Origin of the sequence: Paenibacillus sp. 11B, assembly GCF_030487755.1 — a bacterium.
Lineage (GTDB): Bacteria > Bacillota > Bacilli > Paenibacillales > Paenibacillaceae > Paenibacillus > Paenibacillus vandeheii.
The window spans coordinates 1,743,101-1,760,480 of sequence record NZ_JAUKNS010000001.1; the positions used below are offsets into that span (position 1 = coordinate 1,743,101).

Here is a 17,380-nt window from a genome sequence, read left to right on the forward strand (position 1 = left end):
AGGTCAGAATATTGAATATTCTGATCCCTTATTCTTCTTTAGCTGGCTCTTCCGATGCTGCCGGTTCCGCTTCATCCGCAGAAGCCGTAGGCTCTGCCTCAGCCGCTTGTGGCGGCATTACGGAAGCGATGATGGAATCAGCTGCCGTCACCAGTGTCAGACCTTTATCCAGCTTGATATCCGCAGCCGTCAAACGATCACCAATTTCCAGTCCGCTGACATCCACCTCAATGGAGGTTGGCAGATCAGCTGGCAGTCCTTCGACCTCCAGTTGAGTTTCCTGCGTCTGGAACACACCGCCTGCCTTCGAGCCGGCTGCGGTGCCTTGGAAATCGATCGATACACTAACGCTGATCGGCTTGTTCTTCGAAATCTGCAGGAAGTCCACATGCAGCAGACGTCCGTTACGTTCCTGCTGGTCCTTGATCAGCACTGGAACCGTTTTGCCCCCCTCCAGATTGAGGTTGAACATCTCGGAGCGACCTGTACGTGCTACTTTCAGCATTTCTTTTTCATCTACATGTATCGCGGCACCTTCCAATCCCGGGCCATAAACGACTGCCGGAACACGTCCGCCTTGTCTTAACAGGCGCAATGCTGCACCTTTCTTTTCAGTTCTTGGTGTTGCCGTAAGTTGAGCCATTTTTCCGTTGGATTTCATGATTGAACATCCTCCTTCAAGGGATCCTTACTTCATATTTGTTAGGAAGCCATAAGCTTCTCTCTTAGACCAGAATGGCCTTGATCGTGCTTGGCCGAATCTGGGGCCATATCTATATTTACCCCAATGAAAGGCCATCTCAAACACTGACTTGTACAGTTTTTTTATTTTTCAGATGAAATGTATCTTTCTGATGAACAAAAAAGCCGCTAGATAGCGACTTTCAATAAAATTAAAATAAATGACAGCTTTTTATGGTTTAGATCGTATTTTTATCCAATGAGATCCAATCAAAATCAATATATCCGTTATTCTCCTGTTGTCCTTTGTTGATACAAAATAATCCGATCTTCGAACCAACCCAATGGTCGGGTTGTGCTTCAAACTTTGGACCAAGCTGTTTAAAATGTACGTTGTCCAGACTATAACTAAAGATACATAGAGCATTTGGTGCAATGCTTACTCTTAAATATAAGGGTTTATCTGCTTCCACTCTTGCATATTCATATTCATTTTCCCTGCCTTCTGATGGAAAACCCAGGATCAACGATATTTTTAAACGTTCCCGATCGTCTGAACATCGAGTTAATGAAACACTTGCATATTCCCTTCCGGTTATGACCACGCCTGCATGATCATTTTCCTCAATGGAGGAAGCCATAAGCTTAGCGGTTACCGTATAAGAGGGAGACGATATTTTCTGGCAGAGCACATTGGGCACATCATATAAAAGTGTTTCTGGTCCATTGGGCGGTTTTACCGCATACAGCCTTAGAAACCCTGCTTTTGCAGATAAAGAATACCATTCCGGTTTTTCGTTCGCTGCCCATTGCCACTGCAAATGCAATGATGGATCATTAAAATGGTCACTCACTACAGGAACGTTAATTGGGTAAGTCCCACCCACGTCAGGCTTTGCCCATTCCTGGACAGGTTCGCCGATCCCCTGTTCATTATGGTTATGCCCCATCACAGGCCAATTATCTACCCACTCCACAGGCTGTAAATGTATAATTCGTCCATATGCGCCCTTGTCCTGGAAATGAAGAAACCAGGATTCGCCCGATTCCAGTTCAATCCATCCTCCTTGATGGGGGCCATTAACGTTTGAGTTACCTTGGTGCAAAACGATTTTATCTTCGTATGGTCCATAGATGTTCTTTGACCGCAGGATGGTCTGCCACCCGTTTCTGACCCCTCCCGCAGGCGCAAAGATATAATAGAATTCCCCGCGTTTATAAAGTTTTGGCCCTTCAATCGTCGGATGGTTTACCGTTCCATCGAAAATATGAACAGGATCATCCAGAAGCCCCGTTCCGTCGGGCTTCATTCGGCTAAGCCCCAGAACGCTTTTCAAGCCACAGCGGCTTTGGGCAAAAGCGATGACCAGATAGGCTTGCCCATCCTCATCCCAAAAGGGACAAGGGTCAATCCACCCCTTGACCTCCTTAACCAGATGAAGCTTGGACCACTTCTTCATTGGGTCTACGGCGCTGCTCATAAAAATGCCATGATCAGGCATGCTGAAAAACACCCAGAACTGTCCGTCATGATACCGAATGCTTGGTGCCCAAGCGCCCTCGGAAGGACGAACCGTATCATAGTATTCGTAGGGCAGTCTGTCATAAACGTAATTGATGATTGTCCAATGAATCAAATCCTTAGAATGCAAAATTGGAATGCCAGGCGAGCTGCAAAAGCTCGAGGCAACCATATAAAAATCACTCTCAACTCGAATGACATCCGGATCTGCGTAATCCGTATGCAAAATCGGATTTTGGTACCTGCCGTTTCCGAGGTCGGCCAGCCAAACTTGCTGCTCTTGTATGGATATTTTCATTGAAATCCTCCTCTCATTCTTTGTAATCCAAAGGCGCATATTCAAAGTAATCGAAATCGGCATAGTTCGCGCTGGTTTCACCATTGCTGCTTGCGAACAAGCCAATATAGGTTCCTGAAAAACCCCCTGCAACATCAACGCTTAATATGGTTCCATCGGCATGCTCAATTAACGACTTCCATTCTTCCGGCTGCGTGCCAAAGTAAAAGCTGAAGTCTTGGCCTATCGCTTCCACTTTGAGGTATAGCCTCCCGATCGATTGTGCAGGTGCAACATCATGTTGGGCCAGTAATTGATCGGTTCCTTCAACACACTGAATGAGTCGAACAGTCTTATTCGTATCGTTGATTGTGCATTCCACACGGTATTGAAAGTCGTTATTCTGTAGAAGAATCAGCCCTGCTGTTTCCTTCGCAGAATGCGGAACGAATTCAAGTACTGTTCTTACCGCAAAACAAATATGCTGCTGTCGCCTGCCAACAAAGCTGGGATTGCCACAATCAGTCATTTTTTCAGGCTTAAGTCTTAATCGCAAATGTCCCGGGCGTTCCGATAGGGACATGAAGTTCCCGAGTGGAGTTCTGATAAAATTCCATTCCGGTGCAAGACATTCAGCGTCGAAATGGTCGCATATCGGATGCGATGGCCATCGGTGTTCCGGAAGGCATGGCCGCGACAGCTCAAGCTCAACGATTCCTTTGCCAGGATTAACAACGGGCCAACCCTCCTCCCAAACCAATGGCACAAGAAAGGTTTCTCGACCCAAGTTTCTGTAATAGCCTCCATAAGGGCGCGAACCCAAACAAAACATCCAACACTCGCCGTTTTGCGTCTGCACAATATCAGCATGTCCAATGTTCGTAACAGGGTGATTAAGCCCCAAGTGCCGATGAGTAAGGATCGGGTTACGTTTGCAGTTTTCGTATGGCCCTGTGATGCCTGTACTGCGCGCGATAGTTACTGAATGGGTATGGCCTGTTCCGCCCTCCGCGATGATCAAATAATAGTATCCGTTCAGCTTATACATATGCGGTCCTTCCTGAGCGTGAATAAACTTCATAGCCCCATCCCACAAACTGAATTTGGGCCCAATCAGGCAACCTTTAGTTACATCCAGCTCCTGCATCCAGATCTCCATGTGCTTTGGATATTGCTGTCCATCCGGTGGAAGACGGTTTGCCATCATGTAACATCTTCCATCATCATCGAAAAATATCGAGGGGTCGATACCTGGAGCATCTTGAAGCCATACCGGATCGGACCAAGGGCCAGAAGGGTCGGTTGACGTTACATAGAAGTTATTGCGAGCACCGGTTGCGCTTTCAACAAAAGTGGTAATCACGTAAAAAATGCCGTTATGATGCCGGATCGTTGCTGCGTATATTCCTTTGGAGCAAGGTGTGCCTTTCAGGTTGAGTTGAGACGGGCGATCCAACACATGTCCGAGCTGCCGCCAATGGACAAGATCCCTGCTATGAAAAATCGGAACACCGGGAAAATATTCAAACGAGGAAGTGACTAGATAGTAGTCCTCTTCGACTCTGCAGACGGAAGGATCAGCATAACAGCCCGGGATCACGGGATTGCGAAACGTACTCATTTTGATGCCCCCTATTGATTAAAAAATATGAATGAACTCATTATAGGGCAATAAAAACAAAAATAGTTCTGTTTTAAAGCTGAAAACTGCTTTATAATTTGTTATTATTGTCTTTTTAATTTACATATACCGTAAAGGATGAATACGATGAAGGAGATACTTGGAACCAAATATGCTACAGAAGATAACGAATTTACCATTCAGTATCTACATCAAACCGGGCATGTTTCTATGTTTAAGCCACACGCCCACCCAACCTATGAAATGTATTATGTCTTGAATGGCGGACGTGTCTTTTTCATTAATGGAACCGTTTATACCGCAAAAAAAGGAGACATGATTTTTGTTTACCCGAACGACATACATCGCACGACCAGCTCTGACGCATTAAAGTGCGAGCGCATTTTGGTTAATTTCAGTGAATCGTTCCTGTCTTTAGAACTATCGCGTTGTGCTGTCCCTTTATTAATCGGGAGCTGCGATACTCCATTGCTCCATTTTCCGGTTGATATGCAAGCCATCGTTGAGAAACTTTTGCAAAAGATGCTGCGCGAGTGCGAGACACAGCAGGTCGCCTACGAAACCAGTATCCGAGCGCTTCTTATTGAATTATTAATTCACATGCACCGTCTTGGGAGCAAGGGAAGTTTAAAGCAAATGGTGTCTACCCATCCCATGCATCAGAAAATGACTGAAATCTCCGCGTATCTGAACGAGCATTTTCAGGACAATATTTCATTACAGGAAATTTCAAAACGATTCTATATAAGTCCTTCCTATTTAAGTCGGACCTTCAAGAAAGTAACTGGATTTCAGTTCAAAGAATATGTGCAAACCGTCCGGCTACGGGAAGCAAAGCGTTTGCTCAGAGAGAGCAAGGAGCCGATTTCAACTATTGCTGCGAAAACTGGTTATGAGCATGCAGCTAATTTCAATGTTATCTTTAAAAAAATCACAGGCGTTACCCCCAGCTACTATCGAAAAAGCAGTCGTTAGTCCTGCTAAACGTGAATTATCCGTAGAGTTACCCATTCATTATACGTATAAGCTTAATAGGCAAGCGCTCCATTCCATGCCCCTGCTCTGTTAATAATCTCATTGTAGGTCGCTATGTCTGACATGGAGCTTATAATCATACCCGGGTAAAGATTGATTGTAACGCCGGAGTTGACCTTGATATAATCTTCAATGGCCTCCATGGTTGAAGGACCAGTCTTATGGTAGTTGCTTACGAACATTATCGAACCACCAGGATTGGAAATATAACGTTCACTGGCAGGTACGCCAGGGCCGAATCCGTTCTGTGTGGCATATATAATTCCGCCAGTTCCGGTATCCGAACCTACTGCCGCGTTGACGGCGTAACCCCCCCGCTGCCAATTCGAAATTTCATAGATATTTTTGTTGGTCACTGCTGCAGGGGAGATCTCCTGCGCTACATTGTCGTATACATTATTGAACGAGTCCACAATAGATGAATCTGCAACCTTGGGGATTCTTTGATTGCTGTAATGAAAATAGTTATTATACAAACTAACCCTTGATGGTGTTGAAGTGGATTTCGAAAAAATGCTCAGCACCTTGTCGATGTACTTGAATTCATTGTTTGAAATCGTAACGCTAGGTGAATTAATAACGTCGATTCCTCCATCCTCTGTTTTCCATATTTTACAATGATCGATCCAAACCTGTGTTGAATCTTGAATCAAAATTCCATCTGTTCCATATAAATCACCCACCAGTGCTTGATAAATCAAAAAACCGGACATAGATCGGTTCGTGGAATCCGTATCAATCCATTTGGCTGCTTTTAATTGAGTGTTAATATCATCCGATTTCTTGAACGTGACTACCGTTCCGGCAGTTCCTGCACCGTTGGCATTGGTTTGCAGTGTATAAGTGAATGTATCCGGATATGGAAATGCTGTCTGACTGACAAAGCTCTCACCAATGCCAATATTTCGAACAATTACATTCGTCGCTTTATCTATCATAAGCCCGCAATGATGAAGCATATATCCGCCTTCGCTATATAAGGTGAAATTAGAAGGCAGGTTAATCAAGGCAGCAGTGCTGAATGTATAAGGCTTGTTGTCCGACATGTCTGTTTTTGTTCGTGTGCCTCGGGTACATACGATATCTGAGTCTATACGGATGACCCTTGACAAGGAGGAATCTGCTTTGATTGCTGCTATTCGCGTAATAAATTGATCATAGGCTGTTACCGAATAAGGGGTTCCGCTCCCCCCGCCCGTAGTACCAGCACCATATCCGTAAGGGGTGTCATCTCCGAGCGTATAGGCTTGAGCAGACCATGGGAATATGAGAAGAATGAATATTGCTCCAAGTACGACTGATAAATACTTTGGGCTGAAAATCGATTTGATCATTAATATCATTCCTTTCTTTAATTAATGGGGTCCCATTGATCGCTTCCAGCAAGCACGGATTGGGTATTGATTACGGCTGCCTGAGCAGGGCTCAATGAATGGGACCAACTTACGCGACTTTCCGTAGAAGCACCAGGACCTGAGTTGCCATATTCGGAATAACGTGCCGTACTCTTATTTGCTTCGTTCCCCCAATAATCCCAACCTGTCGGGTTAATATGCGATTCCAAATATGAGTTCACATAAACTACCGAGGCATACGGGCGCCATGGACTTCCTAAAAAGGCAGTACCAGTCATTGATGCCGATTGTGTCAGACTACTATTAATAAATACATAGCCATGTGCTGCAGATTGATCTGTTGAAGCCGCTGTTATAAAACCGTTATTCAAACTTTTTATCTCACAGCTCTCAAACACAGCAGTAGCTGAACCAAAAATAAAGTCAACGGTTCCTTCAATGTAGGAATCGCGATAATACTGCCTGCCACTATGCGCATACAAAGTATCCTGATTCCCTAAGATGCGCACATTGTTAAAGGTTGCCCTGTCACCGGATACGTAAAGCGCAACGGCTTGACCCGCTGTAACTCCGGCTGTATTTCGAATGGTAACGTTCTCTGCTTTGAAGTTTTTCCCTTTCACGTAAACGCTCGCACTATTGGTTGTTCCGCCGGCAGAACTGGCTGTATCGTCATAAGTCAAAATCGTTTCAAGCGCGCTTTCACCGATAAGTGATATATTCGGTTTATTTGCGGGAAACGTGATCTTCTCTCTGTATACCCCGTTCTTGACATAGATCGTCCGGGAGGTGGTCTGATTAACAGGGATGGCATCTACGGCTGCCTGTATCGTCGTGAACACACCGCTTTCGCCACTCTTGCTAACGACGAGTGCGTCGGATGGAATCGTTGCTGTAGCATTCTTTACAAGAATATCGTCTAAATAGTGGGCGCCTTCGCTGGAGTTGGATGTAAAAGATTCGTACCCGTCAATGTGACTAACCGTTGTATAAAAGCCAGCACCACTTGTTTTCAGCAAGCCGTTGACATATACGTCAGCTGTATTGGTAGCGGTGTTGGCGACAATCCGAATACTGTACCAAGTATTAGCTGCATAACCACTTTGAAGTGTGATGTATGAGTTATCCATGTTTCGGTACGATATGTTTCCGCCTACCGTTTCAATGGAAACGGCTGCTTTTGTACCGTTAAGCAGGCGAAAAATTTTCGTGTTGTTTCCCAGTGCAGGCTGCATAAACTTGAATTCAGCGTCTATGTAACCTGTTTGAGCAGTAATCGTTTTTTTCAAACTGGAAATGGCTGTGATGCTTGTATCGTTAAGAAAAACACTTCGATTCGAGGGGCTCGGCACCTCTGCCGCGCGGACCTGACCGCCAGCCTCTGAGATAGTGAAACCGGAGGGCATAGCGTCAGACGGAGTAGAGTTAAAATGGCTGTGATCCAGGAGCGTGGATGCCAATGCATCATCTGTGGGAATGATGCTGAACAAGGGAACAGAAATTAAAACACTTATCATAATGGTACGCCAATTGATCATGTTAAAATCTCTCCTTTACATTTCGATGTGTACGTTGAGACTTGCACATATCAACCTCCCTGAAATTATTGCATCGCTTTTTATGTTAGACTGCGACACAATGTATCCGCTTTCATAATTGTCCACTAAAGGATTAGCAGAAACGATCTCTTCATCTAACATGTGCTCATCATACTATAAAATGATATTTCATTCGTTCGGTTTATTGCTTTGTTTTTGCGGATTTTTTGTGATTATTGTCTGCATCTAAGTCCTGAGTTAAAAATAAAGAAGCCGCTGTTAACGGCTTCTTAAGCAATCATGGTTCTATTTCAGACTGATTCAATATTAAGGTGTGTACGCGCTCTCCATTCCTCGGGGAGTATTCGGAAGTTATTCTTCAAGTTTGTTCAGCTCCACTCCGCTGAAGACAGACGTATTATAACGGTTGACCTCGTTATCCACTTTGGCGGCATCCGCTGCCAAACCATAATAAACGGTATCATTTAGGTCAAGGTCCACTGTTCCGATCTTGCTCCATGTCTCCTTATCCGTAGAAATAAGCCCTGTAACTTCATTTCCGTTTCGGACCAATTTGACCCAGTATGGCGTGTTGATGAAGTTTTCAGGTTCTATCTTAACCGCTTTTGCACCTATAGATGAACGGGTAATCAGAACACCCTTCTTCCCAAATTTAACATAGGGTATGGATAGAAAAGCCATTTCAGAGCGATCCCCAAGTGAGTTACGAATCATTACACCTGCTTTGGCATAGTTGTCAGTTGGTGTTACTGTTTCAATTCGGGCGATAATCTCCCCATTTCCTTCTAGAGACTGATAGGCAAAATGAAAATTATCCACCTCGCTTTCGCTTTCCGCGGTAGCTCCAATCAATCCAGCCGATTTGACAGTGATTGTACCGTTCTGCTCCTGTACAGTGGTATGCCCCGGAATGCCCGGGTTGCCAATGTCTACCGAAGTCCATGGAAGAGTGGAGCCGGTCGTATTAACATGGATGGCCACATTGTCGGACTGGGTTTTTAATCCTTTTTTGTCGGTGGCTTGAATCACGAGATAATGTGTACCATCCTGGACGTTTTTCCAATGAAAACGATAGGGCTTGGTTGTGGCTTCCCCCTGTTTCTCACCATTTACAATAAATTCAACCTTTGCAATACCGTCACGATCGCTCGCAGAGGCGGTAACACAGATATTACTGCCTTTTTCAAAAATTTGATTATTAAAGGGATAATGGATAGCGGTTTCAGGATTATCCGTATGCCTTCCCTCTGCTTTGCCCTGAACGATTAGGTCGTTTAGATAAACTTCAAGATTTGTATATCCTTCTTCGGAAAGCGTTGTTTCGTTGCCATCTTTGGGGTCCGAAGGAGACAGGCCATTGGCTAACTCCCATACGTCATCCATTCCGTCATGATCTCTGTCGACCACACTGGACAGCGTCTGAGAATAATCAGGATATCCGCCAATCTCAATTGGAGAGTTGATATGCTGCCCGGTACGGTTTTTGACATCCTGGATGATACGTGCATCGTAAGCATCACGTCTGGGAAGAGTAGCACCAGCGTCTGACAGTACATTACCATATGCATCCACCGCGGATTCAGCCGTATACGGGTTAGGCATATCGGCAGGCTCCGTCAGCTTCGATATATTGGAGTATTTTTGTACACCAGCCCAGTTATCCGCTGTAACTTCCGAGCTGCCATCCATGATATTCCCATCAATAAACAATCTGGTTTCCGGAGCAACTTCACCAAATAATTGCGACTTTACGTTGTTATAGGTATTTGGACCGTACTTGTAATAATTATTTATAATATTATATCGATAATCTTCTGCTCCGCCTCCATAGGTTGAAGCAAATCCCCAGTTATAGATGACATTATTCGTCATTTCCGTCAGATCGACGAGCTTTGTCACTGTAGGCAATCGAGGGTTGCGGCTGGTGCTGTGAGCAATTAGATTGTGGAGGTAGCTGGCATTTTTTCCGCCCCAGATGCCGCCATATCCATGGCGACCTTTTTGATGAGTTGTCATCAGCATGCTTTCAGCGGAAATTGACCATTGAACTGTCGTGTTCTCGTTATCATACAAACTGATCACTTCATCCACCGACCAGCTGAATGAGCTATGGTCAATGATAATATTTTTATGATACCTGGAGCCAAAGGCATCGTCTTCACTCACTACACGGTCACCCAGCCGGAAGCGCATGTACCGCATAATGATATTGTCAGCTTCTACGCTTGTCGTGTAATCGGCTACTGTAATTCCATCCCCAGGAGCAGTCTGACCGGCAATAGTCAGGTTGGAACCGGTAATTTTGAGGGCTTCTTTCAAATGTACCGTTCCCCCAACACGAAAAATAATCGTTCGATTACTTCCGCTTACAGCATCCCGAAGGGAACCTTTAATGGGTTTCTCCTTTTTGCTGTAGTCGTCAAGCGTTGTTACTTCGTAGACAGTTGTGGCCCGCCCCCCCGTCACATATTTGCCGCCGCCTTCCGCTCCAGGGAATGCAGGAAGCGCTTCCGATGAAGCGGCTTCCACGCCCCCAAACGGTATACATGTTGTGAGGATACTCGCGCTTAATGCCATGGCTAACCACTTCTTTTTCATACTCTACCTCCAATGTAGGAATTGGGAAAACAGGTTATATCCCCGCGTCAGTGCTTTTTCATCTAACTGTCCAAATAAGAGAAGGTCAGCTAGAAGCGTCCACTGATGTCATCCCTGGTTATTTATCTTAATATACCGAGGGGAAGAAAAATTATATATAAATTACTTTATTCTCCATATCGCAATGTTCTTTGTCGGAAGCAAAGGCTAATGGTATTTAGATCGTTATCAAGTAGGTAATCATCCATAAAACAAAAAAGCAGCCGGAATACCTTCCGACCGCTTGTTAAGCATACACTTCTCAACTAGTTGTATGAATGTTATTAGTACTTAAGCAAAATTATGCACTGTTACGATCATCCTCTGCATCACTTTCACGGATAACTTGCATCTGATCCGACCCACTGTGAACGATAATCTGCACATCTCCGTCTTCAGGACCGATGTCAACATAACGATCTCCGCAGGTATCTTTGGCTTCCCATTCATTCAGTCGAATGATTAGGCCCAGATGATGCAGTCCTGGAGCGACCCGAAAACGGGCTTCTGCTGTATTGCCCACTCGCTCAAACGGGACAGCCCCATCCTCCATACCTGTGCCCCATACCCAGACATCCCATCCCTCATAACACTGATCTTCCCGTTCATATCGGAGAGTGACAATTCGGGAGATGGATTTGTGGATTTTGATATTCAGCGATGCCTGAATCCCTCCCGCCTCCGCGATTATCTGGGTGGAACCTGGTGTTAAAGCACGCACAATTCCTGCTGTACTGACAGCTGCATGATCCGGGTGCGACGAGCTCCACCGTATCTTCATCCCTTGTAAGGGCTGGCCGAATTGATCCAGAACCAGGGCGCGGAATCGATTGACACGTGTCGTATACATCACAGACTCCCCTACAATTTCAATTCGTTCCGGATGGAGTTGATCCACCTGCAGCGTACACTCTGCGGTAATCGTGCCACAATGGACGCTAATAGTCGCGTCACCGGTCTCCCCTGTATGAATGGTCCCATCGGATTGAATCGCAATAATGTCCTGGTTCGAAGAGCTCCAGGTCACCGATGCGTTCTCCACCACATTACCAAAACGGTCTCTGACCGATGCACGTAAGCCAGCAATCTCTCCGACACTGTACACAAGACGCGGCGAATGAATCTCAATCACAGCGGGTTCAGCACCGCCGCCATACTCCGTATCATACAGTACCATCAATGACCACCGTTCTACCATTGCGGTTCCGCTCACTGTCTCAATGAGGTCTGTACCTGCCTGATGATCGTTCACCACGATATGCCAGTCACCCTCCGGCAGACTCACTTGCTGCTGCTGACCTGTTCCGTTGTAGATCACCACGATCTGATTCCAGGTATCCTGATTGGCTCCGTCCTCCAGTGTAAATGCAACCACATTTCCTTCTGCACGCATCAAGCGAAGATGATGTCGTACCTGCTCGGCATTCATCATGCGAAAAGCCGGATGTGTGCGGCGCAGATGGATCAGGCCACAATAATAGTCAAAAACAGGTCTGAAGCGAGATTTGTTCGCCCAAGTGATCGTATTCACGGCGTCCCCGCTGCGATAACTGTTGTGATCTCCTGCTTTGGATCTCAATATCTCATCCCCTGCGTGGAGGAATGGAATACCCTGTGAGGTAAGCAAAATTCCCGTCGAGAGCAAGGAACGGCGGACCATCTCATGGTCAAGCACATCATCTGCATTAACATACCGATAAGGGTCTGCCGCCTTAACCGCCGATTCCGCACTGCCTCCTTCCACAGGCTGACCATCCCTCCATACCGGAAACCCGAGATCATGTCTGAGGTACATCGTTGTGGCGATTTTGTCCCACAGATTGAGATTATCATGCGCTGTCACATAATTGACGGATTCCACAGGTGAAGACGTAAAATCATCCAGCGCTCCGGCTACACCCTGGGCAATTTCGTACTCCTTACCGTCTGCTCCGGTAACAAAGCCTTTGCCGATGCCATCACTGTCCCCTTTGATGGCACTGCGGAAATGATCGTTAAATACGGCAAATCCCTGACCTCGCTGTGTTCCTTTTAACGTTTTCCGCTCCAGAGGCGAATCTCCGCCTGTCCACGGCTCCCCGTAGATCAGAAACGCAGGATCAATCTGTTCTCTCAGCTCGCGGGTCAATTCGTTCATTGTGTCTGTATCAATCAGACCCATCAGGTCGAAGCGAAACCCGTCCACATGATATTCCTCTGCCCAGTACAGGAGAGAGTCCAAAATGTATTTTCGCACCATGGGGCGCTCTGTAGCCAGTTCATTGCCTACACCCGAGCCATTGCTCAATGTGCCGTCCTCACGATAACGATAATAGTAACCCGGTACAATTCGTTCAAAAGGTCCCTCATCCACGCTATACGTATGGTTGTAGACCACATCAAGCACGACACGAATGCCTTGTCGGTGAAGGGAATGAATGAGCGCCTTGAACTCCCGGATCCGAACCGAAGGATCACGAGGATCGGTGGCATAGGAACCTTCCGGCACGTTGTAGTGCTGAGGATCATACCCCCAGTTGTATGGCAACTTGGCATTCGAACCGGCTTCCGTTGTTGCCGCCAGTTCATCAACCGTCTGATAATCCGCTACAGGCAGAAGATGCACATGCGTAATGCCAAGTTCGACAAGATGATCTACGCCGATGGAGTTGCCACCTCTGTCCGTCAACCCGGAGGCGGTAAATGCCAAATATTTTCCCTTATAAGGAATATCGGCATGAGGGTCGGAGGAGAAGTCACGCACGTGCAATTCATATAGAACAGCATCTGCCGGACGCAGAAATACGGGCTTCACATCCTCTTCCCAATCCACTGGATCGGTTGTATCCAGGTCAATTATGGCCGTTCGCTGCCCGTTCGCGGATACAGCACGTGCGTATGGATCGGGTGCCACGGCAACATGCTGATCATCATGCGTGATGGAATACATATAATAATGTCCGGCCCAATCCCCTTCAAGCTGTACACTCCATATTCCGTCCGGGTCACGGGTCATCAACCGCTTCTGTCCATCATCATGTTCGGTTACTTTTCCACTTGCATCATAACGTCCCTCATCATCAAAAATGAGTAGGGAAACCTGCTGTGCTGTAGGTGCCCACAGTTTGAATGTGCTTGCCGCACGAGTATATGCTAAGCCAAGATCGTTGCCTTCATATCGATAAGCTGTCCATTCCGGCATCGTTCCCACCGCCTTTATATCCATTGATTTCGTGTTGTCCCGATGTTACGGAGCAGGACGTCATTTGTCAACCCGGGGTTGTCTGTACTCAACATTATCGGTTGAACAGAGGCTTTCAATTAGCATGGTAAAAGCGATGCAAATCCTGATAGCAATCGCTTTCAAGATATAGCATATGTAAACAAGTGCCATAGATTGACAGCATTTGTACCTGTCCTGATGAAAAAAGAAGAAAGCACACCAAAAGGGGTGTCCCCAAGTCATCAGCATGACGGGAACACCCCTTTGAAACCTTATTCCATTCTAACGAATCGAGGACACGCTATTATAATTTTGCACGGGCAGCTTCTCGCGGAGCCGACATGAAACACGGATGTCAATCTGAGCCAGCTTTAGACCAAGGGAAAAGGTTCATTCGTTTGAATACATAACCATCATGGATATCGCGGGAACGCTGACCTGACCGTCCTTGACCGTGCGCAGCACATCGGTGCCGACTCGCCCCTGCTCTACAACCACATTCCATATACCTGAAGGGACGGAGGTTGTACGGGTTTCTTTGGAAGCATTATAGATAATGATCATCCGTCCCCGTGAATCTCCGACAGCCGTTCCTGCCAGTTCATAGGCCAACATTCCTTCTCCTTTTTCAAGCAATCGGATATGCGCCTCAATCTCTCCCCGGGTGCGAAGACGAAACGCAGGATGCTCGTGCCGAAGACGAATCAGGCCACGATAATAATCATAAACAGGCTTAAATGCTTGCTTTTGCTCCCACCGAATGGCATTAATTGAATCCCCACTCTTGTGGCTGTTGGCATCGCCATACTTGCTACGCAGAAATTCATCTCCAGCCGCAATCAATGGAACCCCTTGGGAAGTCAACACGATGCCACTAGCAAGCAGACAGCGCCGGACCGTCTCGTTCTCCAGTATGCAATCCGGGTTAACGTGCAAGTAGGGCTTCGCATGCTTTACAGCCTCTTCCACGCTGTCGCTGCCTTTCACACGACCATCCTCGCTATATGTGATAAATCCCAGCGTATCGTGCAATCCTTGTGTCCGTGCGACTTTGTCCCACAGGTTAAGATTATCATGTACAGTTACATAATTAATCGTTTCCGATGGACTGGACGTAAAATCGGTAATAGCTCCCCGCACGCCTGTCCATATACCATCTTCCTTTCCCTCCGCTCCTGTAGCAAATCCGGTTCCCGTTCCGTCGCTATCGCCTTTGATTGTTCCACGGAAGTTATCGTTAAATACAGCAAATCCGGCTTCACGCTGTGCTCCCTTAAGGGTCATTTGATCCCCAAGTGGTGATTCCAGTGCTCCCCATGGTTCGCCGTACAAGAGGATGGACGGTGAGACCTCAGCATGCAGTTCTGCTGTGAGCTCTTTCATCGTTGCCGTGTCAATCAGACCCATCAGGTCAAAACGGAACCCGTCCACATGGTACTCCTCTGCCCAGTACCGTACGGAGTCGATGATAAACTTCCTCACCATAGGGCGCTCCGTAGCCACTTCATTGCCTGTACCCGATCCATTGCTGTACGTGCCATCCGGATTCTGACGGTAGTAATACCTTGGGACAAGCTTCTCAAATGAACTGGCTGCGGTGTCAAACGTATGATTGTACACCACATCCATAATGACTCCGATTCCCTTCTCATGAAGGGCAAGCACCATCGATTTGAACTCACGAATTCTGGTCTCGGGCTCATCTGCACGTGAAGCATAGGAACCTTCTGGGGCATTGTAATGAAGTGGATCATATCCCCAGTTATAGCGTGAGTCATCGGAAGTCCTGTCATCTGGCTTGGATTCATCTACGGTCGCAAAATCAAATACCGGAAGCAGGTGTACATGAGTGATGCCCAGCTCAGCCAAATGATCGATCCCCAGCGTATTCCCGTTTGAATCGCGTAGGCCCGTCTCGGTAAAAGCCAGGTACTTTCCTTTGTGTCTCATGCCGGATGACTCATGGATCGAGAAATCGCGCACATGCAGCTCATATAAGACCGCATCTACCGGGCTCACCAGTTCTGGACGGATATCCTCATGCCATCCATTCGGATCGGTCTGTTCCAGTCTGACAATTACCCCCATTTCTCCATTCATGGTCACAGCCCGTGCATAAGGATCAACCGCAACCTCCTGACGTCCGTCTTCAAAGGTAACGCGGTACATATAACGATATCCTTGCCACTCGCCTTCGAGCTTCAGGGACCAGATACCCTGATCCTGTTCGTGCATCGGTATTTCTTTTTGTATTGCCTGATTCTTCGGCTCATTGGGAGTCCCCCCTGTTGAAGGCGGATATATTAGTACATCCACCTGTTTTGCAACAGGCGTCCACACTTTGAAACTACAGGCTTGTGGTTCCATCGTTACACCCAGATCTCTACCCCGGTATGTATCCACTACATTCCATCCTTCTAGCTTCTGGTGATCATCAATCATGTTGTGTATTCCCCTTTCAATGACAATAAAATAAATGTGGAACGAATGCTCCTTACTTTTTATACCCCTTCTGTCACTTAACCATAATCTTGGGGATGAAAAAGACCATAAAAAAAACAAGCCATGTTTCACGTCATTTCACGTAAAACACAGCTTGTTGAGGGATTAGCCCTTTTTCTCTAATGCGGCACCTGGGACTGAAAATCGTTCCGGCTGGACTGATCCGCATGGTAAAACACAACATCACCATCCTTCAGCGGCCAGTTATTGCCTTGACTGTTTGCCGGACTCCGGTTAAAGCCCTCCATCTGCCACTGATTCATCAATGGGGCATGAATATATTGCAAGTGCGGGGCATCCGTATTGCCACCTCGCAAACTCTCAATATTGAAGTTGACCACGATATACCCATCCTTCAGGAAGGTCGCCGACTTCTCATCGAGGGGATGTTGTCTGGCGAGTGCTTCAAGATCGGCTCCCTTCTGTACAGCGTACACATCGGCCGGCAGACTGTACTCCCCATACCAGCGCTGGATGGCTGCATTAGCCCGATCCACATTGACGCCAGGTGGGATATCCGTCTTTGGTCCTATCAGTGTGCGGATAGGCGAGGACAGGAGCAGCCAGTCATAACGGCCCACCCATGTTTTCTCGTGAGAAGTCTGATCCACGAAACGGACCATGTATTCTGCAAGGGTGCTCTGGCTTTGCTCCTGCGGTGTCAGCTCGTAGGTATAGCGATACCTAGCCGCATCCCCCAGCTCCGTACTGGGTACATTCCGCAGCCGCGCGTTCAGAACAACAAAGCGTTTCTCCAAATCCTGCGCCGATCCGATGCGAATGAGACGCTCCTGGCCCCGGTGATAGTACAGATCCACTTCCTGGCGCGAAGAACCATCCCGATTCACAAAATGGAAACTCGGTGTAATTCGTACACCATCCTGCATGCCAAATCGGTATAGGTAAGGCTTTGAGTTTTTTCTCCACCTTTTCCCCACCTCCACACCGTGCATGCGACTTTCACCGCA

At 46.9% G+C, this 17,380-nt stretch carries 10 protein-coding genes; 1 reads left to right on the forward strand and 9 read right to left on the reverse strand.

The window, feature by feature from the left end; genetic code table 11:
• Nucleotides 1–28 precede the first annotated feature (28 nt).
• The 3 genes from Q0V21_RS07700 to Q0V21_RS07710 all read right to left on the reverse strand — a co-directional run bounded on the left by Q0V21_RS07700 (nt 29) and on the right by Q0V21_RS07710 (nt 4,101).
• The gene (locus Q0V21_RS07700; protein WP_024633122.1) at nt 29–661 is read right to left on the reverse strand and encodes a 50S ribosomal protein L25; all 633 of its coding nucleotides are present in this window, start codon (nt 659–661) and stop codon (nt 29–31) included.
• A 259-nt stretch (nt 662–920) separates the two neighbouring features.
• Entirely contained in the window at nt 921–2,501 is a 1,581-nt protein-coding gene (locus tag Q0V21_RS07705) for a glycoside hydrolase family 43 protein (protein WP_301878281.1), read from the reverse strand.
• Nucleotides 2,502–2,514: 13 nt separating this feature from the next.
• On the reverse strand, nt 2,515–4,101 hold the full coding sequence (locus Q0V21_RS07710; protein ID WP_301878282.1) for a glycoside hydrolase family 43 protein: 1,587 nt from the start codon (nt 4,099–4,101) through the stop codon (nt 2,515–2,517).
• Between the two features lie 147 nt (nt 4,102–4,248).
• On the opposite strand from Q0V21_RS07710, the gene Q0V21_RS07715 reads away from it, so the two are divergent.
• Nucleotides 4,249–5,097, forward strand: a complete 849-nt coding sequence (locus tag Q0V21_RS07715; protein WP_301878283.1) for an AraC family transcriptional regulator — start codon at nt 4,249–4,251, stop codon at nt 5,095–5,097.
• Nucleotides 5,098–5,150: 53 nt separating this feature from the next.
• Here the strand turns inward: Q0V21_RS07715 and Q0V21_RS07720 are convergent, their stop codons facing one another.
• The 6 genes from Q0V21_RS07720 to Q0V21_RS07745 form a co-directional block, all read right to left on the reverse strand.
• Nucleotides 5,151–6,491, reverse strand: coding sequence for a pectate lyase family protein (locus tag Q0V21_RS07720; RefSeq protein ID WP_301878284.1), 1,341 nt, complete (start codon nt 6,489–6,491; stop codon nt 5,151–5,153).
• Nucleotides 6,492–6,508: 17 nt separating this feature from the next.
• Nucleotides 6,509–8,050, reverse strand: a complete 1,542-nt coding sequence (locus tag Q0V21_RS07725) for a pectinesterase family protein (protein WP_301878285.1) — start codon at nt 8,048–8,050, stop codon at nt 6,509–6,511.
• A gap of 372 nt (nt 8,051–8,422) precedes the next feature.
• Entirely contained in the window at nt 8,423–10,669 is a 2,247-nt protein-coding gene (locus Q0V21_RS07730; protein WP_301878287.1) for an Ig-like domain-containing protein, read from the reverse strand.
• 340 nt (nt 10,670–11,009) lie between these two features.
• The gene (pulA, locus tag Q0V21_RS07735) at nt 11,010–13,889 is read right to left on the reverse strand and encodes a type I pullulanase (RefSeq protein WP_301878288.1); all 2,880 of its coding nucleotides are present in this window, start codon (nt 13,887–13,889) and stop codon (nt 11,010–11,012) included.
• 411 nt (nt 13,890–14,300) lie between these two features.
• Entirely contained in the window at nt 14,301–16,352 is a 2,052-nt protein-coding gene (gene pulA, locus Q0V21_RS07740) for a type I pullulanase (RefSeq protein WP_301878289.1), read from the reverse strand.
• Nucleotides 16,353–16,531: 179 nt separating this feature from the next.
• Nucleotides 16,532–17,365, reverse strand: a complete 834-nt coding sequence (locus tag Q0V21_RS07745; protein ID WP_367620509.1) for a hypothetical protein — start codon at nt 17,363–17,365, stop codon at nt 16,532–16,534.
• Nucleotides 17,366–17,380: the final 15 nt, after the last annotated feature.

Coding starts and splice junctions, on each gene's coding strand:
- Q0V21_RS07700 (WP_024633122.1), bottom strand. CDS start 661: ATGAAATCCAACGGAAAAATGGCTCAACTTACGGCAACACCAAGAACT.
- Q0V21_RS07705 (WP_301878281.1), bottom strand. CDS start 2,501: ATGAAAATATCCATACAAGAGCAGCAAGTTTGGCTGGCCGACCTCGGA.
- Q0V21_RS07730 (WP_301878287.1), bottom strand. CDS start 10,669: ATGAAAAAGAAGTGGTTAGCCATGGCATTAAGCGCGAGTATCCTCACA.
- Q0V21_RS07725 (WP_301878285.1), bottom strand. CDS start 8,050: ATGATCAATTGGCGTACCATTATGATAAGTGTTTTAATTTCTGTTCCC.
- Q0V21_RS07710 (WP_301878282.1), bottom strand. CDS start 4,101: ATGAGTACGTTTCGCAATCCCGTGATCCCGGGCTGTTATGCTGATCCT.
- pulA (WP_301878288.1), bottom strand. CDS start 13,889: ATGCCGGAATGGACAGCTTATCGATATGAAGGCAACGATCTTGGCTTA.
- Q0V21_RS07720 (WP_301878284.1), bottom strand. CDS start 6,491: ATGATCAAATCGATTTTCAGCCCAAAGTATTTATCAGTCGTACTTGGA.
- pulA (WP_301878289.1), bottom strand. CDS start 16,352: ATGATTGATGATCACCAGAAGCTAGAAGGATGGAATGTAGTGGATACA.
- Q0V21_RS07715 (WP_301878283.1), top strand. CDS start 4,249: ATGAAGGAGATACTTGGAACCAAATATGCTACAGAAGATAACGAATTT.
- Q0V21_RS07745 (WP_367620509.1), bottom strand. CDS start 17,365: ATGCACGGTGTGGAGGTGGGGAAAAGGTGGAGAAAAAACTCAAAGCCT.